Source organism: Croceibacterium ferulae (assembly GCF_003660445.1).
In the GTDB taxonomy this organism is placed as follows: Bacteria; Pseudomonadota; Alphaproteobacteria; order Sphingomonadales; family Sphingomonadaceae; genus Croceibacterium; species Croceibacterium ferulae.
Genome location: NZ_QZVQ01000008.1, coordinates 41,012 through 60,385, shown reverse-complemented (window position 1 = coordinate 60,385; position 19,374 = coordinate 41,012). Strand labels below are relative to the sequence as shown.

At 65.9% G+C, this 19,374-nt stretch carries 16 protein-coding genes; 10 read left to right on the top strand and 6 right to left on the bottom strand.

From position 1 onward, the window contains the following. Window positions 1-86 precede the first annotated feature (86 nt). The gene (locus tag D5S08_RS10470; protein ID WP_121118277.1) at window positions 87-941 is read left to right on the top strand and encodes a fumarylacetoacetate hydrolase family protein; all 855 of its coding nucleotides are present in this window, start codon (window positions 87-89) and stop codon (window positions 939-941) included. A gap of 298 nt (window positions 942-1,239) precedes the next feature. Next, on the top strand, window positions 1,240-2,460 hold the full coding sequence (locus D5S08_RS10465) for an ROK family transcriptional regulator (protein WP_121118275.1): 1,221 nt from the start codon (window positions 1,240-1,242) through the stop codon (window positions 2,458-2,460). 209 nt (window positions 2,461-2,669) lie between these two features. Here the strand turns inward: D5S08_RS10465 and D5S08_RS10460 are convergent, their stop codons facing one another. Then, window positions 2,670-3,281, bottom strand: a complete 612-nt coding sequence (locus D5S08_RS10460; RefSeq protein WP_206610321.1) for a family 43 glycosylhydrolase — start codon at window positions 3,279-3,281, stop codon at window positions 2,670-2,672. A 45-nt stretch (window positions 3,282-3,326) separates the two neighbouring features. Beyond that, window positions 3,327-4,121 carry a PAS domain-containing protein gene (locus D5S08_RS10455; protein WP_162301958.1) on the bottom strand — a complete coding sequence of 265 codons (795 nt, stop codon included), beginning with the start codon at window positions 4,119-4,121 and terminating at the stop codon, window positions 3,327-3,329. Between the two features lie 662 nt (window positions 4,122-4,783). On the opposite strand from D5S08_RS10455, the gene D5S08_RS10450 reads away from it, so the two are divergent. Continuing rightward, window positions 4,784-7,054, top strand: coding sequence for a GH92 family glycosyl hydrolase (locus tag D5S08_RS10450; RefSeq protein WP_241557367.1), 2,271 nt, complete (start codon window positions 4,784-4,786; stop codon window positions 7,052-7,054). A 255-nt stretch (window positions 7,055-7,309) separates the two neighbouring features. On the opposite strand, the gene D5S08_RS10445 is transcribed toward D5S08_RS10450, so the two are convergent. The 3 genes from D5S08_RS10445 to D5S08_RS10435 all read right to left on the bottom strand — a co-directional run bounded on the left by D5S08_RS10445 (window position 7,310) and on the right by D5S08_RS10435 (window position 10,168). Further along, a complete protein-coding gene (locus D5S08_RS10445) occupies window positions 7,310-8,029 on the bottom strand; it encodes a hypothetical protein (RefSeq protein WP_241557346.1) in 720 nt (239 codons plus the stop codon). Between the two features lie 110 nt (window positions 8,030-8,139). Then, entirely contained in the window at window positions 8,140-9,501 is a 1,362-nt protein-coding gene (locus D5S08_RS10440) for a HAMP domain-containing sensor histidine kinase (RefSeq protein ID WP_121118271.1), read from the bottom strand. After that, window positions 9,494-10,168, bottom strand: a complete 675-nt coding sequence (locus D5S08_RS10435; RefSeq protein WP_121118269.1) for a response regulator transcription factor — start codon at window positions 10,166-10,168, stop codon at window positions 9,494-9,496. The genes D5S08_RS10440 and D5S08_RS10435 overlap by 8 nt, the downstream gene beginning before the upstream one ends. Before the next feature lie 426 nt (window positions 10,169-10,594). Here D5S08_RS10435 and D5S08_RS10430 point away from each other — a divergent pair, with 426 nt between their 5' ends. The 4 genes from D5S08_RS10430 to D5S08_RS10415 all read left to right on the top strand — a co-directional run bounded on the left by D5S08_RS10430 (window position 10,595) and on the right by D5S08_RS10415 (window position 15,360). Next, window positions 10,595-11,236 carry a DedA family protein gene (locus D5S08_RS10430; RefSeq protein WP_121118267.1) on the top strand — a complete coding sequence of 214 codons (642 nt, stop codon included), beginning with the start codon at window positions 10,595-10,597 and terminating at the stop codon, window positions 11,234-11,236. A gap of 72 nt (window positions 11,237-11,308) precedes the next feature. After that, the gene (locus tag D5S08_RS10425; protein WP_162301957.1) at window positions 11,309-12,625 is read left to right on the top strand and encodes a hemolysin family protein; all 1,317 of its coding nucleotides are present in this window, start codon (window positions 11,309-11,311) and stop codon (window positions 12,623-12,625) included. Beyond that, window positions 12,622-13,926 carry a hemolysin family protein gene (locus tag D5S08_RS10420; protein ID WP_121118265.1) on the top strand — a complete coding sequence of 435 codons (1,305 nt, stop codon included), beginning with the start codon at window positions 12,622-12,624 and terminating at the stop codon, window positions 13,924-13,926. The genes D5S08_RS10425 and D5S08_RS10420 overlap by 4 nt, the downstream gene beginning before the upstream one ends. Window positions 13,927-14,121: 195 nt before the next feature. Beyond that, window positions 14,122-15,360: a 2OG-Fe(II) oxygenase gene (locus tag D5S08_RS10415; RefSeq protein WP_241557345.1), complete on the top strand. Its 1,239-nt coding sequence runs from the start codon at window positions 14,122-14,124 to the stop codon at window positions 15,358-15,360. Here the strand turns inward: D5S08_RS10415 and D5S08_RS16630 are convergent. Further along, window positions 15,355-15,525, bottom strand: coding sequence for an L-rhamnose mutarotase (locus D5S08_RS16630; protein WP_145963207.1), 171 nt, complete (start codon window positions 15,523-15,525; stop codon window positions 15,355-15,357). The genes D5S08_RS10415 and D5S08_RS16630 overlap by 6 nt on opposite strands. Before the next feature lie 121 nt (window positions 15,526-15,646). Here D5S08_RS16630 and D5S08_RS10410 point away from each other — a divergent pair, with 121 nt between their 5' ends. From D5S08_RS10410 to D5S08_RS10400, 3 genes are all read left to right on the top strand, one after another. Further along, window positions 15,647-16,660 (top strand): zinc-binding alcohol dehydrogenase family protein, encoded by a 1,014-nt coding sequence (locus D5S08_RS10410; RefSeq protein WP_121118261.1) that lies wholly within the window; start codon window positions 15,647-15,649, stop codon window positions 16,658-16,660. A 71-nt stretch (window positions 16,661-16,731) separates the two neighbouring features. Next, window positions 16,732-17,535, top strand: coding sequence for an IclR family transcriptional regulator (locus D5S08_RS10405; RefSeq protein WP_121118259.1), 804 nt, complete (start codon window positions 16,732-16,734; stop codon window positions 17,533-17,535). A 299-nt stretch (window positions 17,536-17,834) separates the two neighbouring features. After that, window positions 17,835-19,343: a glycoside hydrolase gene (locus D5S08_RS10400; protein ID WP_121118247.1), complete on the top strand. Its 1,509-nt coding sequence runs from the start codon at window positions 17,835-17,837 to the stop codon at window positions 19,341-19,343. Window positions 19,344-19,374 lie beyond the last annotated feature (31 nt).

Genomic DNA, 19,374 nt, shown 5'->3' with positions numbered 1-19,374 from the left:
TTTCGTTCTCGTTGACGTATGACGTATCATGACTTACCAGCAAGGTACAGGGCGACGACCGCTCGCCACGTCATGAGGGATTGCGCATGAAGCTCTGCCGTTACGGAACAGCCGGGGACGAGAAGCCGGGCCTGATCGACGCCGATGGAAACATCCGCGACCTTTCGGGTCACATGGACGATCTTGGCCCGTCCGCGCTGGCGCCGGCGGCTCTTGCGCGGCTGGCGGCGATCGACCCGGCATCGCTGCCGCAGGTGGATGGTGCGGTTCGTTACGGCGTCCCGTTCACGGGCACGCGGCAATTCGTGGCGATCGGCCTGAACTATGCCGACCATGCCGCGGAATCGAACCTGCCCATCCCGGATGAGCCGGTGGTGTTCAACAAGTGGGTCAGTTGCCTGCAGGGCCCGAACGATCCGGTGACCATCCCGCGCGGTTCGATCAAGACCGACTGGGAGGTGGAACTGGGCGTCGTGATCGGCACCGCTGCCTCCAACGTCACCGAGGCCGCGGCTCTGGATCATGTCGCCGGCTATGTCGTGGTCAACGACGTGTCGGAACGCGCCTGGCAGACCGAGCGCGGCCCCACCTGGGACAAGGGCAAGGGCTTCCCCACCTTCGGCCCCGTCGGCCCGTGGCTGGTCACGGCAGACGAGGTCGGCGATCCGCAGGCGTTGCGCATGTGGCTGGACGTGAACGGCGAACGCAAGCAGGACGGTTCCACCGCGACCATGATCTTCACCGTCGCGCAGATCATAGCCTATTGCTCGCAATTCATGACCCTGTTGCCGGGCGACATCATCACCACCGGCACGCCGCCCGGCGTCGGCCTGGGGCAACGGCCGGAACCGTGGTACCTGAAAGCGGGTGATGTGGTCGCCCTGGGCATCGAGAAGCTGGGCGGACAGCAGCAGACCTTCGTGGCTGCGCCCGGCGCCTGACAGCGACGGACCCGCCGCCGCCAATCGCCTCGCACGGTACTGAGCGCGAGAGCACCTTGCAGCACGCCCTTTGGGTCAGCGGCTCGAGGACATACGTGGCCCGGCCGGAGGTGGCCTGACCGGGTCGTTGCTCCGGCTGTCGCGCTCACCGGGGTGCAGCGAGGACGATGGACAGGAGCCTGCGACCTGACGCTTGTACGGTGGCTGTTTGCACGCGCGGCACTGGTCGGGCTGGCCAGGGCTGGCTAAGACGCAATTCATGAACAGATTGTCCGGAAGCACCAGGCGCCCCGGGACCATGGATGAGGCGCGCAAGGGAAGCAGTCGTGACGCCCGCCTGACGCGTGGACTGTCCGGCACCAATCTCGCCCGCGCTGGCGACTACAACCAGCGCACCGTGCTGCAGGCGATCCGGCTGACTAAAGAGACGACGCGGATCGCCCTGGCGGAGCAGACGGGCCTGACCCCGGCGACGATCGCCAACATCACCAACCGCCTGATCGATGCCGGGCTGGTGCGCAATGCCGGACGGCTGCTGGGCGGACGCGGGCAGCCGCCGCTGCGCCTGCAGGTGGAGCCCGACGGCGCGTTCGGCATCGGATTGTGCATCGACCGCGACCACCTGACCATCATCATCCTAGACCTCGCCGGGCTGGTGCGCGCGCGCCGCACCGCCGACATGCCCTTCGCCATGCCGGACGACGTGCTCGGCTTCGTGCGCGAACAGATGGCGATGCTGCGAGCCGAAGGCAGCTTCGACCCTGCCAACGTCCTGGGCGTCGGCGTCGCCATGCCCGACGAACTCGGCCGCATCTCCCTGCCCGGCCAGCCCGCCGGCTATACCGTGTGGAACGGAACGGACGTGGCCGGGCTGCTGTCGGCGGAGCTGCCCTGGCCGATCCACATCGACAATGACGCCGCTGCCGCCGCCCTGGGGGAGGCGCAGACCGGCACTGCGCTGGCGACGCCCAGCTTCTTCTACCTGCTGCTGGCGGCCGGGCTGGGCGGCGGGCTGGTGATCGACCGCGCATATCACCGGGGCGCCCATTCCCGCAGCGGGGAGATCGGCCTGATGCCGGATCCCACCGCGCGGCGAGAGGGCGCACTGGTGCAGGACACGGTGTCCATGTCCGCGCTGTACCAGCGGCTGGCGCATGCGGGGATCACCGGGGTGCCGCCCGCGGAACTGGCCGGCGATGATCCGGCGCTGGCGGCGGTGGTCGATTGCTGGATCGTGGATGCTGCCCGTTCGCTCACCGCGCCGTTGATTGCGGTGCAATGCCTGATCGATCCCGACGTGGTGCTGCTGGGCGGGCGGCTGCCGCCCCCGCTGCTCGACCGGCTGGCGCGCGCGCTGAATGCCGTGCTGGACCAGATCCGTATGCCCACGCGCGGCATGGTACGTGCCGCCAGCATGGCGAAGGATGCGCCCGCCGTGGGCGCGGCGCTGCTGCCGTTCCTGGATCACCTGCTGCCGTCGGACGCCATCCTGATGCAGGCCGGCCGCGCGGAAATCTGACTGTGCGGGAGGGAGAGGAAGTTTGCTCCAGCGGTCCAGGCACCTTGGCGTGTCGGCACTCTGCAGGGACTAATCTGCTCGACCCTGAATCTACCCCCGGATCGGCGTGGGCGGCTTGCCGATCCGGATGTCGCCTCGCTTCGCGCCTTCGGCAGCGCGCAGCGGGCAACCTGTTCCGACAATCTGGCCACCCATGCTCTGGCCGATGTTCACCTGTCCATGCACGCTGCGGTAATCGTCGGTGAGGCGGTAGATGTCACCGCCGTGCAGCAGCACATAACCAGCGCCGTCTTGTCCTGGAACGTGCCCATGTCCCACTTCCTGATCGGCTTGCCGTCGAACAGCAGCGGCCCCTGGAAGGTATAGGGACCGGTGACGTCCTCTGCCGTGGCATAGCCGACGAACTGCCCGCGATAGTCGATCGCGTCGGCATGCATGAACATCACATATTCGCCGCTGGTGGGTGAGCGCATCACCTTGGGCCGCTCGCCCACCGTCTCCGGGCCGAGCGGCCCGGATTGTTGCACCGGCAGGGCCACGCTCTCGAACCGCCAGTTCACCAGATCGGTCGAGGAGTAGCAGTTGAAACCGGCAAAGGCGTTGGTCATGTCCCGGTGGGCTTCACCGAACAGGTAGTAGGTGTCGCCGTCCTTGATGATCCCGGCTCCATGCGCGCTGACCGGCAGGCCACGTTGGTCGAGCCACGGCGTGCCCGTATGGATCGCATCGTAGTGGCCTGGTATCCGCGCAGCGATGGGGTGCCCCAAGGCGGCAAGCGACAGCAAGACGCCAGCGCGCAAGGAGTTCGACAGAGCGACCATGCTTTCGGGTGTACTCGATCAAAGCTTGCCTTGGAACTCAGCGGATTACTCGACTACGATGCCGCCCTGCTCCCTGGCAGCTTCAAGCGCCAGTTCGGCACCCATCAAGTCGGTGATGTCGTGGGTCACGCCGGGAAAGCGCACGCAGCGCCCGGTCGCATCGGCGATGGCGCGTCCTTGTGCGGATACCCACCGGACGCTCCCATCAGCTTGCAGCAGGCGGTAGTTGCACTGGAAGCTGCCACATGCCTCGATAGCGGCAGCAACCTCACTCTGCAGCCGGGCGCGATCGTGAGGATGTACCTGCTTCAGGAACTCGGCGAATGGCACGCCATCGCTCGCGCAATCCGGGTGCAGGCCATAGAGCGATGCTAAGCGGGAGGTACTCGTCACGCGATCGGCGGCAACGTCCCAGTCCCACATGCCGATGCTGTTGCCTGCTGACAGGGCCAGTTCCCGCCGCCGCTCGGCTTCGTTGCTTGCACGTGCGGCCAGCACCTGCGCGGTTGTCTCCCTGGTGACGGCGAGGAAGCCGGCCACCTTGCCGGCATCGTCAAACACCGGGGAATAGCTGAACGTCCACCAGCTCTCCTCCGGTACGCCGTTCCGCCTCAGGTCCAGCAACATGTCACTCGCCGTGCAGCCCTTTCCTGAAAGGGCGCGGGACACCATGGGCTCCACATCCTCCCAGACCTCGCTCCAGACCTCCCGGAACGGTCGTCCAAGCGCCGTGTCGACGCGGTAGCCGAGTATGGGATGGTAGGCGTCGTTGTAGAAGCACAGAAGATCCGGGCCCCAGCCAAGGAACATCGGGCTGGGACATGCCAGCATCATGGCCATGATCGATCGCAAGGCGTGCGGCCACTCTGGCGGCGTCCCTAGCGGGCAATCTGACCAATCGTGCTCGGCAATCTGCAGGTCTGTGAGGCTGAACATACTTGTACTCGCAGGTTGCATAGACCCAGACATGTCTCGGGCAAGGTTCCGAGCCTATTCAATCGCTTGGCCGAGATCCGGCTCTTGTGCCAGCAACGCGTCCCGAGGATCGCCATGTAGAGTCGCCTTCCAGTGGCATCAACCTCACCTCAAGCCACTGCCTCAGTTCGGCGAACTAACTTGGCCACTTACGCGGGCCAGATCGGGTGGGGAGTGTACTGGCGCGCTCGGCCGCAACCGGGATCAAGCTGACAGGCAAGCCCTATAATCTGAGATTTGATCGGGAAGCGGCCTCAGGTTGAGGTATGTCCCCCGCTTCTCGGAAGCCGCCATCCGTTCATGTGTTCGGAGTGTTCGTGGCAGCCTCATGAGGCGGTCTGACAGCTTGTTGCCGGCGTCAGGCGGAGCGCTTTAGCGCTTTGTTTAGGCGCCTGGTTGCGGCAGTTGTAGGCGCGAGCAGCGTTGAGGAGACACAAGCCGTGGCCATAGCGATCCGGATCAGCATCCTGGCCATGGCGATCGGGCTAGCCACGGCCGCGCCCGCTCAGCAGACGTCGGACGGGAACATGCCCGCCCCTCCCCTGGACGGCTATGCCGCTGTGGACCCGTTTATCGGCACGGGCGGCGAGGGTCACACCTTTCCCGGTGCGGTCGCCCCGTTCGGCATGGTCCAGCTCAGCCCCGACACCGACACCACCTGCGTCATCCGGGAGTGCTATCCCCACGCCGCCGGCTATCGCTACGAGGATCCGACGATCCAGGGGTTCTCGCACACGCATTTCTCGGGCGCGGGCCATTCCGATCTCGGTGACTTCCTTGTCATGCCGGTCAGCGGCGACACCGTCTTGCTGGAGCCCGGCGATGCCGAGGTGCCCGGATCGGGCTATCGCTCCCGCTTCTCGCACGACCAGGAAGAGGCGAGCCCCGGCTACTACGCCGTGTCCCTCCCCGATGCCGGGGTGCAGGCGGAGATGACCGCCGGCACCCGCGTCGGCGTACACCGCTACACCTTTCAACCGGATGCCGCCGCGCACCTGGTGCTCGACCTGCGCACGTCGCTGTACAATTATCCCGGCAAGGTCCTGTGGTCGTCCTTGCGCCTCCATCCCGACGGCACGATCACCGGCACGCGAGAGACGCGGGGCTGGGCGCCGGCTCGCAAGCTCCACTTCGCGATGCGCTTCTCCGCGCCGCTGATCGGCCATGCCTTCCACAACAAGGAGGAGGCGGTCGAGTATCGCGGTTTCCAGGCGCCCGGGCGCGGTTCGGCCGCGGTACCGCAGCTTGCGGGCCGTGCACTGGTGGCGCAACTCGACTTCGGGAAGCTCGACCGCCCGCTGGAGGTGACAGTCGCGCTGTCGATGGTGGACGAGGCCGGTGCCCTGGCCAATCTCGCTGCCGAGGCCGGTGACTTCGACGCCATTCGCCGCAGCACTACCGCCGCATGGCAGCGTGAGCTCGCCGCGATCGAGATCGATGCGCCCGCGCCGATGCGCACCATGCTGTATACCGCATTCTACCACACGCTGATCGCGCCTTCGATCGCTGGCGATGTCGATGGGCGCTATCGCGGCCCGGACGACCAGGTCCACCAGGCGGGCGACTTCACCTTCCGCTCGACCTTTTCCCTGTGGGACACGTTCCGCGCGGAGCACCCGTTGCTGACTTTGGTGCAGCCGGAGCAGGTCAACAGCGACATTGTGCGCTCGCTGCTCGCCAGTCAGGCCGTCAGCCCGCATGGCATCCTGCCCGTCTGGCAGTTCCACGGGCGCGAGACCTGGACCATGATCGGTTACCACGCGGTGCCGGTGATCGCCGATGCATACCTGAAAGGGGTGCGCGGCTTCGACGCCGACGCGGCGCTGCAGGCCATGGTCAAGAGCGCCAGCTACGCGCCATATGGCGGGCTCGGCGACTATATGCAGCACGGCTATGTCGCGATCGACCGCGAGCCCGAAGCCGCGTCGAAGACGGTCGAGTACGCCTACGATGACTGGACCATCTCCCGCATGGCGCAGGCGATGGGCAGGCGCGATATCGCGGCGCAGTTCGACGCACGCGCCCGCCACTGGCGCAACACATTCGACAGCAAGACCGGCTTCGTTCGCGCGCGAAAGGCTGATGGCACCTTTCGTACGCCGTTCGATCCGACCGCGATCAATTATGGATCGGACTACACGGAGGGCAACGCCTGGCAGTACAGCTGGTTCGTGCCGCACGACCAGGCTGGGCTGTTCGATCAGATGGGCGGCGACAAGGCAGTGACGGCGAAGCTCGACCAGATGTTCGAATTCGACAATTCCAAGCTCGACTACAGTCATGCCGAGGATATCGCCGGCCTGATCGGGCAGTACATCCACGGCAACGAGCCGAGCCATCACGTCGCCTACCTGTACAACTATGCCGGCGTGCCGTGGCGCACGCAGGAGCGTTTGAAGCAGATCATCGAGAGCCAGTACAAGCCGACACCTGACGGTTTGTCGGGCAACGACGATCTGGGACAGATGTCGGCCTGGCTGCTGTTTTCCGGTCTCGGCTTCTACCCCGTCGCGCCGGGTAGCCTGGAATATGTGATCGGCCGCCCCTTCACCGACCGTACGGTGCTGAACCTGCCGAATGGCAAGCAATTCACCATCGTCGCGGAGGGGATGGACGACGCCCGCCCGTATGTCGGTGAGGTGACCCTGAACGGCCGCGCACTCGATCGCTCGTTCATCCGCCACGAGGAGATCGTGAGCGGCGGAGAGTTGCGCTTCCGGATGCAGGCGACGCCGAACCGCCAATGGGCGACCCGACAATCCGCGCGTCCCTTCTCCATGTCGTTGGCGGAGCCATAGGCCAATCAACTGATGGCCCGCATCGAGAGCACAGTCAGGTACCTGGGCGCGGACGTAGAGGATGCGCCAGAGCAGGCAGAGCGGGCCCGTCGAGCAACGTGCCATCGACGCAAGTGACGCAGGCGCCGCCGGGATGGGTGCCGAACAGCGACAATCCCCTGGCGCCGAGCCCCTGCTCGAACCGCGCCGAGCGCGCGAAATCGGGCTGCAATGCCAGCAGGTAAGAACCTGGCTGGAGAGCTTATCGATCGCGGCTTACAGTTCGCGGATCAGGCGGACCCCGAAACGCGGTGTGGTGCTGGCCCCGCGGTTCTTCTCCACGCCAAAGCCCGCCTGCAGCTGCGTGCCGGGGGCGAGCGTATGGTGCATTTGCGGCATCAGCAGCAGGCCGCCTTGCCGCCCGCCTTCGAAATTGACCTCGACCCCGGCGGTGCTCCTGTCGCTGAGATCAGCAAAGACCGAATGGTTCACGATCATCGCATTGTGCCCCTTGCGACTGCCGAGATCGACGCCGCCGATGCCGACCATCGTGACACTGCTCAGGCGCGCGCCCAGCCGCTGCCCCAGGATATAGACCAGCGTGCTGGTGTAGCTCCCGTCATGCCGGTCATGAATGCCCAGATATTGCACGCCATGGATCGCCTGGCCGTTGTTGAAGGTGCCGAAGGTGCCCTGCAGCCCGAACTTGAGCTCGCTCAGGCGCGTGTTCTCGAACGGCAGTTCCAGCTCCACCGCGAAGCGATCGAACAGGGCGTATTCGATCTCGGGCGCCCACTCGACCCGGCCGCTGTCCCATGGGGACATCTGCGCCAGCGTGTTGATCTCGAGCTCGCCTTGCTCCGCGCCGAGCGCACGGACCATATCGAAGACCATGGGTTCGGGAATGTCCGGTGCATTGTTGGCCTGGGCGGACGTGGCACAGGACAGGGCGGCCGCAACCATCAGCACGGCGGAACCACAGAAACTTCGAAGCATGAAAAATCTCCCGCAAGTACGTGTTCCCGGCGGGAGGCACGATGCAAACGGGAGGCTCAGTACAGGCGTGGCAAGGCCAGTCGACAAGTCTGGCCTGACCTTGGGAAGAATCAATCCTGCCTGGCTGGTACCGCCAGCGGGAGGCGCACGATGACCGCCAGCCCAGGCTGGTTTTCCTTGAAGGCCAATGTTCCGCCGTGCGCGGCGGTGACCGCCGATACGAGATTGAGCCCGAGGCCATGCCCGGGTGCCGATCGGCTGCGCTCCAGCCGGGTGAAGCGCTCGGCCAGTCGGGGCAGGTGCGCCTCGGCCACCCCGGGGCCGTCATCCGCAACTGTCAGCAGGGCCCATGTCGGCCCGCCATGCGTCAGATGCAGGTCGATGTGACTGCCCGGCGGCGTATGACGCAGCGCATTCTCCAGCAGGTTCACCAGCAGTTGCGCCACGAGCTCCGGATCGCCCAGGATGTGGAGCCCGGGCGAGATCCGGGCCGTAAGGCTCCGCCCGGCATCCTCGGCCACCGGCGCGTAGCTTTCGGCGAGGCCAGCAGCGCACGCGCTGAGGTCGAAGGCGCGGAAGTACCGCTTGAGGGCACCCGATTCCACCTCGGCGATGCGCAGGAGCGCGGCGAACAGCGACAGGATCGCATCTGCATCGGCGATCGCGCGCTCGACCTCTTCCTTCTGCCCGGCATCGCCACCCACGCCCGCGAGCAGGCGTTCCAGCCGCTGGCGCAGATGGGTGATGGGCGTGCGCAGGTCGTGCGCCAGGTCGCTCGACACCTGCCGCACATTGCCGACCAGGGTGTCGATCCGGTCGAGCATGCGGTTCAGCGTCCGGGCAAGCTGGTCGAACTCGTCCCCATGCCCACCGAGCGGGACGCGGGATGTGAGATCGCCGCCGATGATTGCGACGGCGGTGGCGTTCATCGTTTCCAGCCGGCGGCGGATGGCACGGCCGAACAGCCAACCCCCGGCAAGGCCGACCACCAGCATCACGCCGAAACCGCCGGCAAACAGCAGTACCATCGTCCGCTCCAGCGCGGTGGTTGCGGCGGTCTCTGCCGCCACGGTCAGCCGCAATCCTTCCGGCAGCTCGATCGTCAGCGCGCGTGCCGCATGGCTCTCGCCATCAAGGTCGCGGAACAGGATGTCCTGCCAACCGGGCGCCAGTGCGCCGGCCTCCAGCTCACCGCCCACCCGCCGCCCGGCGCGATCGAACAGCAGATAACCCAGCGTGTTGACCCCGCGATCATCGCGCCGATCCAGCGCACGCTGCAGCGCAGGCGTGCCCCCGGCGGCATGCACACGGACAAGCCCCGCCGCTTCCCGTTCGATCACGGCATCGAACTGGCGGTGTGTCGCGCGGCTGGCGATGCCGTAGGCCGTGCTGCCGAGCGCCAGCGTCGCCACAGTGAAGCACCCGACGAAGAACAGGGTGATCTGGCGCGTCGTGCCAATCCGGCTAGCCATCGGTGCGCAGCCGATAACCGACGCCGCGAACAGTCTGGATCAGGTCCTGGTCGCTGCCGGCATTCAGCTTCTGGCGCAGCCGGCTCATATGCGTCTCGACGATGTTGGTCTGCGGATCGAAGTGGAAGTGCCACACCTGTTCCAGCAGCATCGCCCGCGACACGACCCGCCCCGCCTGGCGGACGAGCTGGTCAAGCAGTTCGAACTCGCGCGGCTGCAGCACGACCCGCCGGCCATCGCGCCAGACCTCCCGCTTCAGACGGTCGAGCCGCAAGGCGCCGACGCTGGCCAGTTCGCCGATGATCGTCCCGCCCCGGCGCGCCAGGGCAGCAAGCCGGGCGCTGAGCTCCGCCATGGCGAAGGGCTTCACCAGGTAATCATCGGCGCCGCAGCCAAGCCCCACGACGCGATCCTCGATCGAGCCGAGTGCGGTCAGCATCAGGACGGGCGTGACATCTCCGCCTGCGCGCAGCCGTTCCACAAGCACGGTGCCGGGCAGATCGGGCAACAGCCGATCGACGATCACCACATCGAACTTGCCCGCTTCCGCCCGCGCCAGACCCGGCTCGCCAAGGGGTGCGACCTCCAGGTCGTGACCTTCCTCCAGCAACGCATCGCGGATGAAGCATGCCATCTCGACATCATCCTCGATCAGCAGAAGTCGCATCGTTCGGCTCCGGGAGTGAAAGGACGGGCAGGCCGAGACAGCGGCTGCCCCAGGTCGAAGTTCCGTTGCCAGCGCTTACCTGCCAGATCCAGTCCGCCATGTCGCAGCCACGCACCGCCTTTTCTTGGCGTCGGGATGTTGCCGCGACCTAACAGCCGGTGCGCACGGCGAAAGTTGATTATTCCCAACCTTCCGGCCCCGCTGTTGTTTGCTGCGGATGCGGCAATTAGGTCGCGGTCCGAACGGCGGATCTGACACGATCTTGCAGTCTGTTCGTCCACCGAGATGCCGGCGCTACGCGAATGCCGGCCCGCAGCACTTTCAGCGCGTGGCGACGTGCGATCGGGTAGCCATGTTCAATCGACCTCCTCACCCGCTGATCCGCGTTCTGGCACAGGCGGCACGTGCCGCCCGTGAACCCCGCTGATGGGAGATCTGCTGTCGAATGCCGCAACCTTGCTGGCCCAGCATCAGGACCGGGCGTTGCCGCTTCTGGCGCTGCTCGCCTTTGCGGAATGCCTCGTGGTGGTCGGCGTACTGTTCCCAGCAACGGCGACCATGATCACGGTTGGCGGGCTGATCGGCGCCGGCCTGATCGATCCTGTCGGCGGCTGCCTGGCGGCCATCGCGGGCGCCACGGTCAGTGGTTGGGCATCGTACCATCTGGGCCGCTGGATGGGGCCAGCAGCCTTTTATCGCTGGCCCTTTGCACGCCATCGCAGCGCGCTGGCCATGGCCCGCCTGTTCTTCCGGCGTCATGGCGTGCTGTGGATCTTCCTGGCCCGGTTCTATGGCCCGACCCGCGCGACGATCCCGCTTGCCGCCGGCATGATGAACATGCGCCGGCGCACCTTCGAGATCGCCAATGCCGGCTCCGCGGTCCTGTGGGTCGTCGTCCTGTTCGGGGCTGGATGGCTGGCGGAACACTCCATGGATGCTGCCATGCTCGCGCCAGCAGCAAAGATCCCGGCCTTTCTGGCACTTGCCCTTGCCACCAGCGCCGGCAGCACGCTTACAATCCGGCGGATCCTCGTCGGCGCTCGACGCACCCGACTGCTTGTTCATTAAAGTGGGACTCGTTGCGTTCGTGCAGCACATGCGAAGACCCGGTCAGTTGCGGATGGTCCATCCCTCATGGTGATGCTGGACCTGTTGGTGATCTTCGCCGTCATCACGGCGATGGTCGCAGCGAATGCCCTGTATGTGGCGGCGGAGTTTGCCACTGTGGGCGCCCGGCGATCACGGGTTCAGGAGCGGGCGGAGGCTGGTGATCGCAGTGCCGGCCGGCTGCTGGGCATCCTCCACGATCCAAAAAAGGTCGATACCTATGTCGCCGGTTGCCAGATCGGCATCACGCTGAGCAGTCTGGTGGCAGGCGCCTATGGTCAGGCGCGGCTTACGCCGATCATCGATCCTTTGCTGGGCAGTGCGGGCGGAACGGCTGCGTCCGTGATCATCGTGCTGCTGATCATCACTGTCCTGCAGGTCGTACTGGGCGAGCTGCTGCCCAAGACCATTGCGTTGCGCTACCCCGAACGGCTGTCCATTGCCACCCTGCCGCCGATGCGGCTCAGCCTCCTGCTGTTTCGTCCGCTGATCACCATCTTCAACGGCACCGCCTTTGCCCTGATGCGCCTGTTCCGGCTGCACGGCGATCACAGCCACACGCATGTCCATTCGCCGGAGGAGCTGGAGGGCTTGTTCAAGGACAGCGCTGCGGGCGGCCTGATCGATGCGGACGAGCGTGACATGCTGTTCGGCGCGCTGGCCGTCCATGACCGCACTCTGCGGGAGATCATGACCCCGCGTACACGCACCGTCACCGTTTCTGCACGGGAAACGGTATCGCAAGCGCTCGCGCGGGTAGCAGGGGCGCCTTTCTCCCGCTTCCCGGTCAGCGCTGAAGATGCGGACGAACTGATCGGGATCGTGCATATCCGGTCGCTGTTCGCGGCGTCGGAGCGTGACCCGACGGCATCTGTCGAGAGCGTCATGCTCGAACCATTGATCTTCGCCGAAACCCTGACGGTGCCCCTGTTCTGGCAGAGGCTGCGCGAGCAGGGTCGGCGCAGCGCACTGGTACTGAACGAATATGGCAGCATCTCCGGCATGGTGACGCTGGAAGATGCGCTGGAAGAGGTCTTCGGCGAGGTCCAGGACGAATTCGACGACGAGGAAGACGTCTTCATCCAACGCGAGGATGGCGCGGCTAGCGTCCGCGGCGACGTCAATCTCGCGACCCTGGCTGATCGCTACGACATCGTCCTGCCGTCGGATCGGGCAGATACGATCGGCGGCCTTGCCTGGCACGAGTTCGGCCGCCTGCCGAATGCCGGGGAAGAGGTCGCTGTTCGCGACACCGACTATCGTCTGCAGGTGGAGGCGGTGAACGGCTACCTGATCCAGCGTGTGCTGCTGACCCGCGTCGTGGACGAGCAACCGGAGCCGGAAGCATGACCGATGTTCTGCTGCCGATCATCGTCATCATCGGGTTGATCCTCGCCAACGGCGTATTCGTCGCTGCCGAATTTGCCTTGGTCGGTGCCCGTCGCAGTCGGTTGCAGACACTGTCAGACGGCGGCAGTGCCCCGGCACGCTGGATGCTTCGCGTGTTCGACCGTGAAGGTGGCAAGGACGCCTATATCGCGGTGGCGCAGCTTGGCATCACCCTCGCCAGCGTTGGTCTGGGCATGTATGGCGAGCCTGCCGTCGCGGCGTGGCTTTACGGCCCGTTCGCCTCCTGGGGTTTCACCGAGGACCAGGCCCACTCTGTCGGTTTTGTTGTGGCCTTGGGCGGCATCACCTACTTGCATGTCGTGCTGGGGGAAATGATCCCAAAGGCCTTGGCGCTGCAGGTGCCCGAGCAGGTCAGCGTGACGATCAGCCCGGTGATGCGGGCTTTCTCCCTTCTCTTCCGTCCTGCCGTCTACCTGCTGAACCAGATCGCATTCGGGTTGATGCGCCTGCTTGGCATCCCTGATCCAGGCCGGGGCGCGATGCTCTACACCAGCAAGGAACTGGAGATCGCGACGGGGGAAGTGGCAGAGAGCGGCCAGTTCGAAGAGGCTCAGCGCACCCTGATCGAGAACATCTTCGAGATGGAAGACCGTACCGCCGAACAGCTGATGACATCGCGCACCCGCATGCAGGCTCTGCCGCTGGACATGTCGGCGAACGAGGTGGCGGCTCGGATCGCTTCAGGCGCTTCCTCCCGCTATCCTGTCTACGATCGGACGCTGGACGACATTCAGGGGGTGCTGCACGTGAAGGATTTCATTCGCGCCCGCGTTACGCGTCAGAGCGAGACGCTGAACCAACTGATCCGTCCTCTGCCGCGAGTGGCCGCAACGACATCGGCCGTGGAGCTGCTCGCCCTGTTCAAGGCACAGCACCTGCAGGCGGCCCTGGTAGTGGACGAGTTCAGCGGCACGCTCGGATTCGTGACCATGGATGATCTTGTGGAAGACCTGATCGAGCGGGACGAAGGGTCCGACTGGATTCGCAAGCTGCCCGATGGCGCGCTGCTGCTGGACGGCGAGGTGTCGCTGGCGGAACTGTCAGAAGATCACGGTCTGGTGTTCGACAGCGCCGACGTGGTCACCATCGCCGGACTTCTGCTTTCGGTGCATGGGACCATGCCGGCGCAAGGGGACAGCTTCGCCTCCGGCGGCCACCAGCTCAGGGTAGAGGAAGTGCGTGGCCTGAAGATTACTCGTATCCGCGTGGAGCCACGCCGGGACCAAGGCTCCACGAGCTAACTTCCGCAATCGGAGTTCGACAATCGAACCGCAGCTCCGCGCTCGAAGGGATCATTGCAGGAATTTCGAAGCCCCCTCCCGCGCTCCAACTTTGACCGACCACTCATATCGACGCTGCGATTTACCGGCTTCAGCGCAAGTGTCTCGGCGGGGTCAAGAGGGGTCAATTCTGCCAGTCGATCTCACGAAGGTGCCTTGAACCTGCCCTCCCCCGCCAGGCGCACAAGATTGATTCTTCCCAACGTTCGGCAGGGCGTGTTCGCAAGCTGTTGTGGACACCATACGCTTTCCACCATGAACCCGATGCTCGTACCCGGCCAGCCCGCGCCCTGGTTTCATGCCGTCGCGCTCGACGGAAATCCCCGATATGCGTTCGACTCTGTCGGGGGCCGGTGGATCGTGCTGCTTCTGCTGGGCAGCGGCGGACGGGAAGGACCGCAGGCGGCCTTGCGGGTGTTGCAGGAAAACCGTGACCTGTTCGATGACCGGAGTGCCTGCTTCTTCGGTGTCACGATCGATCCCACGGATGTGAAGGCCGGGCGGATTGCGCAGCAGGTGCCGGGTATTCGCTGGTTCCTCGATTTCGATCGATCGATCTCGACCCGGTATGGTGCGGCACGGATCAGCGGCGATGCAGTCAGCTACGCACCCCATTGGTTGCTGCTTGATCCGATGTTGCGGGTGAGAAGCACGGCACCTGTCAGCGGCGGACCCGGGATCATGGCGGAGCTGCGCCAGTTGACCGGCAGGCCCGCGCCGGACCTGGCCGCACCAGTGCTGCTCGTGCCGGACGTTCTATCCGGCGATACCTGCCACCGCCTGATTGCGGCCTATGACCGGAATGGCGGAACCGAGTCCGGCTTCATGCGGGACGAGAACGGCATCACTGTCGAGCAGCTTGACCATCACCACAAACGCCGGGCCGATTACAACATAGATGATGAGGGGCTGATAGCCGAGTTGAAGGGTCGGCTTTCGCTCGCGCTCCGCCCGATGATCCAGCGGGCGTTCCAGTCCGATGCCAACCGGGTCGAACGATGGCTTGTCGCCTGTTACGATGGCGCGAGCGGCGGTCACTTCCGGGCACATCGTGACAACACGACCAAAGGCACCGCCCACCGCAAATTCGCGTGTACCATCAACCTCAATGCCGAGGATTATGAGGGCGGCGATCTGTGGTTTCCCGAGTTCGGCCAGCGCAGGTACCGGGCTCCCACTGGCGGCGCCGTGGTGTTCTCCTGCTCTCTGCTGCACGAGGCCCGACCGGTCATCAGGGGACGCCGCTATGCTTTCCTGCCATTCCTGTACGACGATGATGGCGCACGCCTGCGTGAGCGCAATCTGGCCTTTGTCGCGCCGGAACTGCAGAGCTATCGCTCCGGATTGCCGCCGGTCGCCACGCAGGCTGGCGGCCCTCCACCTCCGCGATCATGAACAACCGGTCGCCGGTACGCCATATCTCCATGTCGAGGACCCGTGCGCGCGGATCGCGGCGGTGACCTCCGCCCGGCCGTTGCCGGTGGCATGGGCGCGTTCATACTCGGCAATCAGCGCCGCGTCGGCGACCAGATCGAGAGCGAAGCAGCAACGTCGGCTCATGCCTGTGATCCTTTCCCTGGCGGCCCCCTGCCCCGCCAATCGCGCGCGGATTGTCTTTGCGCTCCAACCGTGTCGCTAGCATATATGAAACCTGGCTTACACAGAGGAGTGGGGGAACGGGATGAGGGCGCTTGTTTGCACGCAGCCGTTTGACCTGAAGCTGGAGGAGCGCGCCGCGCCGCGCAGGGGCGCGCAAGAGGTGCTGATCCGGATGCGCCGCGTCGGCATCTGCGGGACGGACTACCACATCTATACGGGTCGCCATCCGTTCCTGGCCTATCCCCGGCTGATCGGGCACGAATTGTCGGGCGAGGTGGCCGAAGCCCCGGCAGGCTCGCGCTTCGCCCCCGGGCAGATCGTCACCGTCAATCCCTATCTGCCATGCGGCACCTGCCGCGCGTGCCGGCGCGGCAAGCCCAATTGTTGCGCCGACATCCACGTGCTGGGCGTCCATGTGGATGGCGGCATGTGCGATTACCTTGCGGTGCCGGAAGCCGCGGTGATCGACGCGGCAGGGCTGACGCTGGACCAGGCGGCGATGGTGGAATTCCTGGCGATCGGCGCCCATGCGGCGAAGCGCGCGGAGGTGTCGGCGGGCGACCGGGTGCTGGTGGTCGGCGCCGGCCCGATCGGCCTTGCCACGGCGCTGTTCGCGCGGATCGCGGGGGCGGAGCGCATCGTCCTCGCCGATATGCGGGCGCCGCGCCTGGCGCTGGCCGCCACGCAGTTCGGCTTTGCCGAAGGGGTGCTCGCCGATGCCGGGCTGCGCGAAACGCTGGCGGCGATGACCGCCGGCGAGATGTTCGATCAGGTGTTCGACGCCACCGGCGCCATCGCCGCGATGAATGCCGGGCTGCCGCTGGTGGCGCATGGCGGCAATTACACGCTGGTGGGCGTGTGCAAGGACGATCTGGTCCTGCCTGATCCGGAGTTCCACAAGCGCGAGGCGACGATGCGGGCCAGCCGCAACGCGCTGTCGGGCGATTTCGACCATGTCATCGCCAGCATCCGGGCGGAGCTGATCCCCACCAGCCGCATCTGCACCCACCGCCTGTCGATCGATGACGCGCCAGCGGGCATGCCCCGCCTGATCGAGGAGGCGGACACGGTGCTGAAGGCGATCGTCACGCTCTGACCCGTTGCCCCCCGGCCTTGCCGCGGGCTGTCCGGCGCATTACGCACGCCGGCTGCAACAGGGACGACGCGATGGATGGTGAGGGCCACAAACGCGAAGCGCGCGTGCGCCGGGGCAGCTATACCGCCCCGGCGCTGGAAAAGGCCTTTCTCATCATAGAGCTGCTGGCCAGCCGGCCGCAGGGCATGCTGATCAGCGAAATGGCCACGGCGCTCGGTCGATCGCTGGGCGAACTGTTCCGCATCGTGGTGGTGATGGAGGAGGCGGGCTATCTGGAGAAGTCGCCCGCCGACGACCGCTACCGCGTCACCTACAAGTTCCTGGACATCGCTTACCGCGCCACGCCGGCACGCCGCCTGACCGCCGCCGCCTTGCCGGAGATGCAGGCACTGGCACTGACCACCGGACAATCCTGCCACCTGGTCGTGGTCGAAGGGGCGGACGGGCTGGTCATCGCGCGGGAGGAGAACCCGGGCACGCGCGGCTTCGCGCTGCGGATGGGCGCCTCGATCGACCTGGTCACGAGCTGTTCGGGCAAGGTGCTGCTGGCCTTCGCTGCGGCAACGGAAGCCGGCCGGTTGCTGGACCGGGTCGAGCTGGTCAGGGGCAGCCCGATCGGCCGCGCCGGCCTGGCCGAGGATCTGGAACAGGTCCGCGCTGCCGGCTACGCCCTGCGCGAAAGCCCAATAACGCGGGGCGTCACCGACATCAGCTATCCCATCTTCAGCTTTGGCGGCACCTGCATGGCGGCGCTTACGGTTCCCTTCCTGGAACTGATCGATGGTTCGCAATCGGTCACGATCAAGGAAGCGCGCCTGATCCTGGCCGAAACGGCCACCCGGATCAGCCATCAGCTCGGCCATCAACCCGAGTGATCGACCGCGCGTATCAAGGCCGGAACCGGGTTCTATATAATCTCCGTTACCGACCTGCATCTTTGACGTGCAGGAGCAAGCACCTGGCCTGACATTCGAGTGCCCCACGGCGACGCCGTACAGGATCGTGTCGGGCATCTGCGTGCCGACCGACGACATCGCCGCCGCCATCCCTGCCTTTCCAGCAAATCGCACTCTCCCGCTATTTTTTTGTCTTACATTCGGTATTTGTCGCCGACCGGCACGATCAAGCATGTGATTGTTCCGATAATATAGAAGAAAATGGAGGGAGGAGCGGGATGCGGTTTCTGGCCCGAACGCTGACAGGCACAGTTGCGCGGATCGCCGCGACCATCCTTGTACTGGCGGGTGCCCTGCCCGCCGGCGCCAATGATGTGAGCGGCGAGGAGGTTGTACGGGTCGATCTCGGCCCCGATACGACGCGGCCCGGCCCGGTGTTCGAAGGCTGGGGCACAGCGCTGGCCTGGTTCGCCAATGTCACCGGCGGCTGGCCGGATGTGGAGCGGGACCGGCTGGCAGACCTGTTCTACGGCCCCGGCGGGCTCGGCTGGACCATCGCCCGCTACAATATCGGCGGCGGTGCGCGCGAAGGGGCGGAACCGCTGTCGCAGCCCGGTGCCAACGTGCCCGGCTTCTGGCACAGGCCCGCGGGCGCGACGGGCACGGGCTGGTGGCGGGCCGAGGATCCCGCGATGTGGGACTGGAGCGCCGATGCCAACCAGCGCTGGTGGCTGCGGGCCATCCGGGCGCGCGTGTCCGCCCCCATATTCGAGGCGTTCTCCAACTCGCCGCCCTGGTTCATGACCGTATCGGGCGAGGTGTCCGGCGCCCGCAAGGCCACGGACGACAACCTGCTGCCCGGCGCGGAGGGGGAGTTCGCCGCCTATCTGGCGCGGGTGGTGGAGGAATTGCAGCGCCGCGACGGCGTGACCTTCCGCACCCTGTCTCCGGTGAATGAGCCGAATACGGATTACTGGTATGCCGGAAACCGGCAGGAAGGCGCGCATTGGAGCCCGGCCGCGCAGGCCCGCATGTTCGAGGCAACCGCTGCCGCGCTGAAGGCGCGCAGCCTTGCCACCCGACTCGCCGGACCGGACGAGACCAGTTCGGAACTGTTCCTGGTCGACTGGGCCACCTATTCCCCGGCCACACGGGCATTGATCGGGCAGATCAACGTCCACAGCTATGGCAACACGTTCCAGACGGCGGCGCGCGATGCCAGCCGGGCCAGCGGCATTCCCCTGTGGATGAGCGAGGTCGACCACCCGCTTCCCGGCGATCCGGAGGATTTCGACGCCATGCCATCGGCGCTGGCCTTTGCCGAGCATGTGGTGAACGACCTGAAACGGCTGGAGCCGGTGGCCTGGGTGTTCTGGCAGGCGGTCGAAAGCTTCACCGCGCGGGATGGTGCCGGCGGGTCCAACTGGGGGCTGGTGAAGGCCGATCTGCGCGCACCCGCAGAGGCGAACCATCACATCACGGTGACGCGCAAATATCATGCGATGGCGCAGTTCAGCCGCTTCATCACACCGGGATCACGGCTGCTGCCCATCAACGATCCGGACAGCGTGGCGGCGCTGACGCCGGACGGGGCCGGAATGGTCATCGTCCATGTGAACCCCGGGCTCTCCCCGCGCCAGCTCGTCACCCCCGCGGGATGGCAGGGCGCGCTGATCGTCACCGATGCGACGCACGAGGCCGCCTGCATGGCCGGCAGCACCGCGCCGCCGCGGTCGGTGGTCACGCTCGTGCTGGCCCGCCGGACGGAAAATCTGCCCTGCCGCTAGATTGCTCTTGCCGAGCTTTCTACTTTTTCTC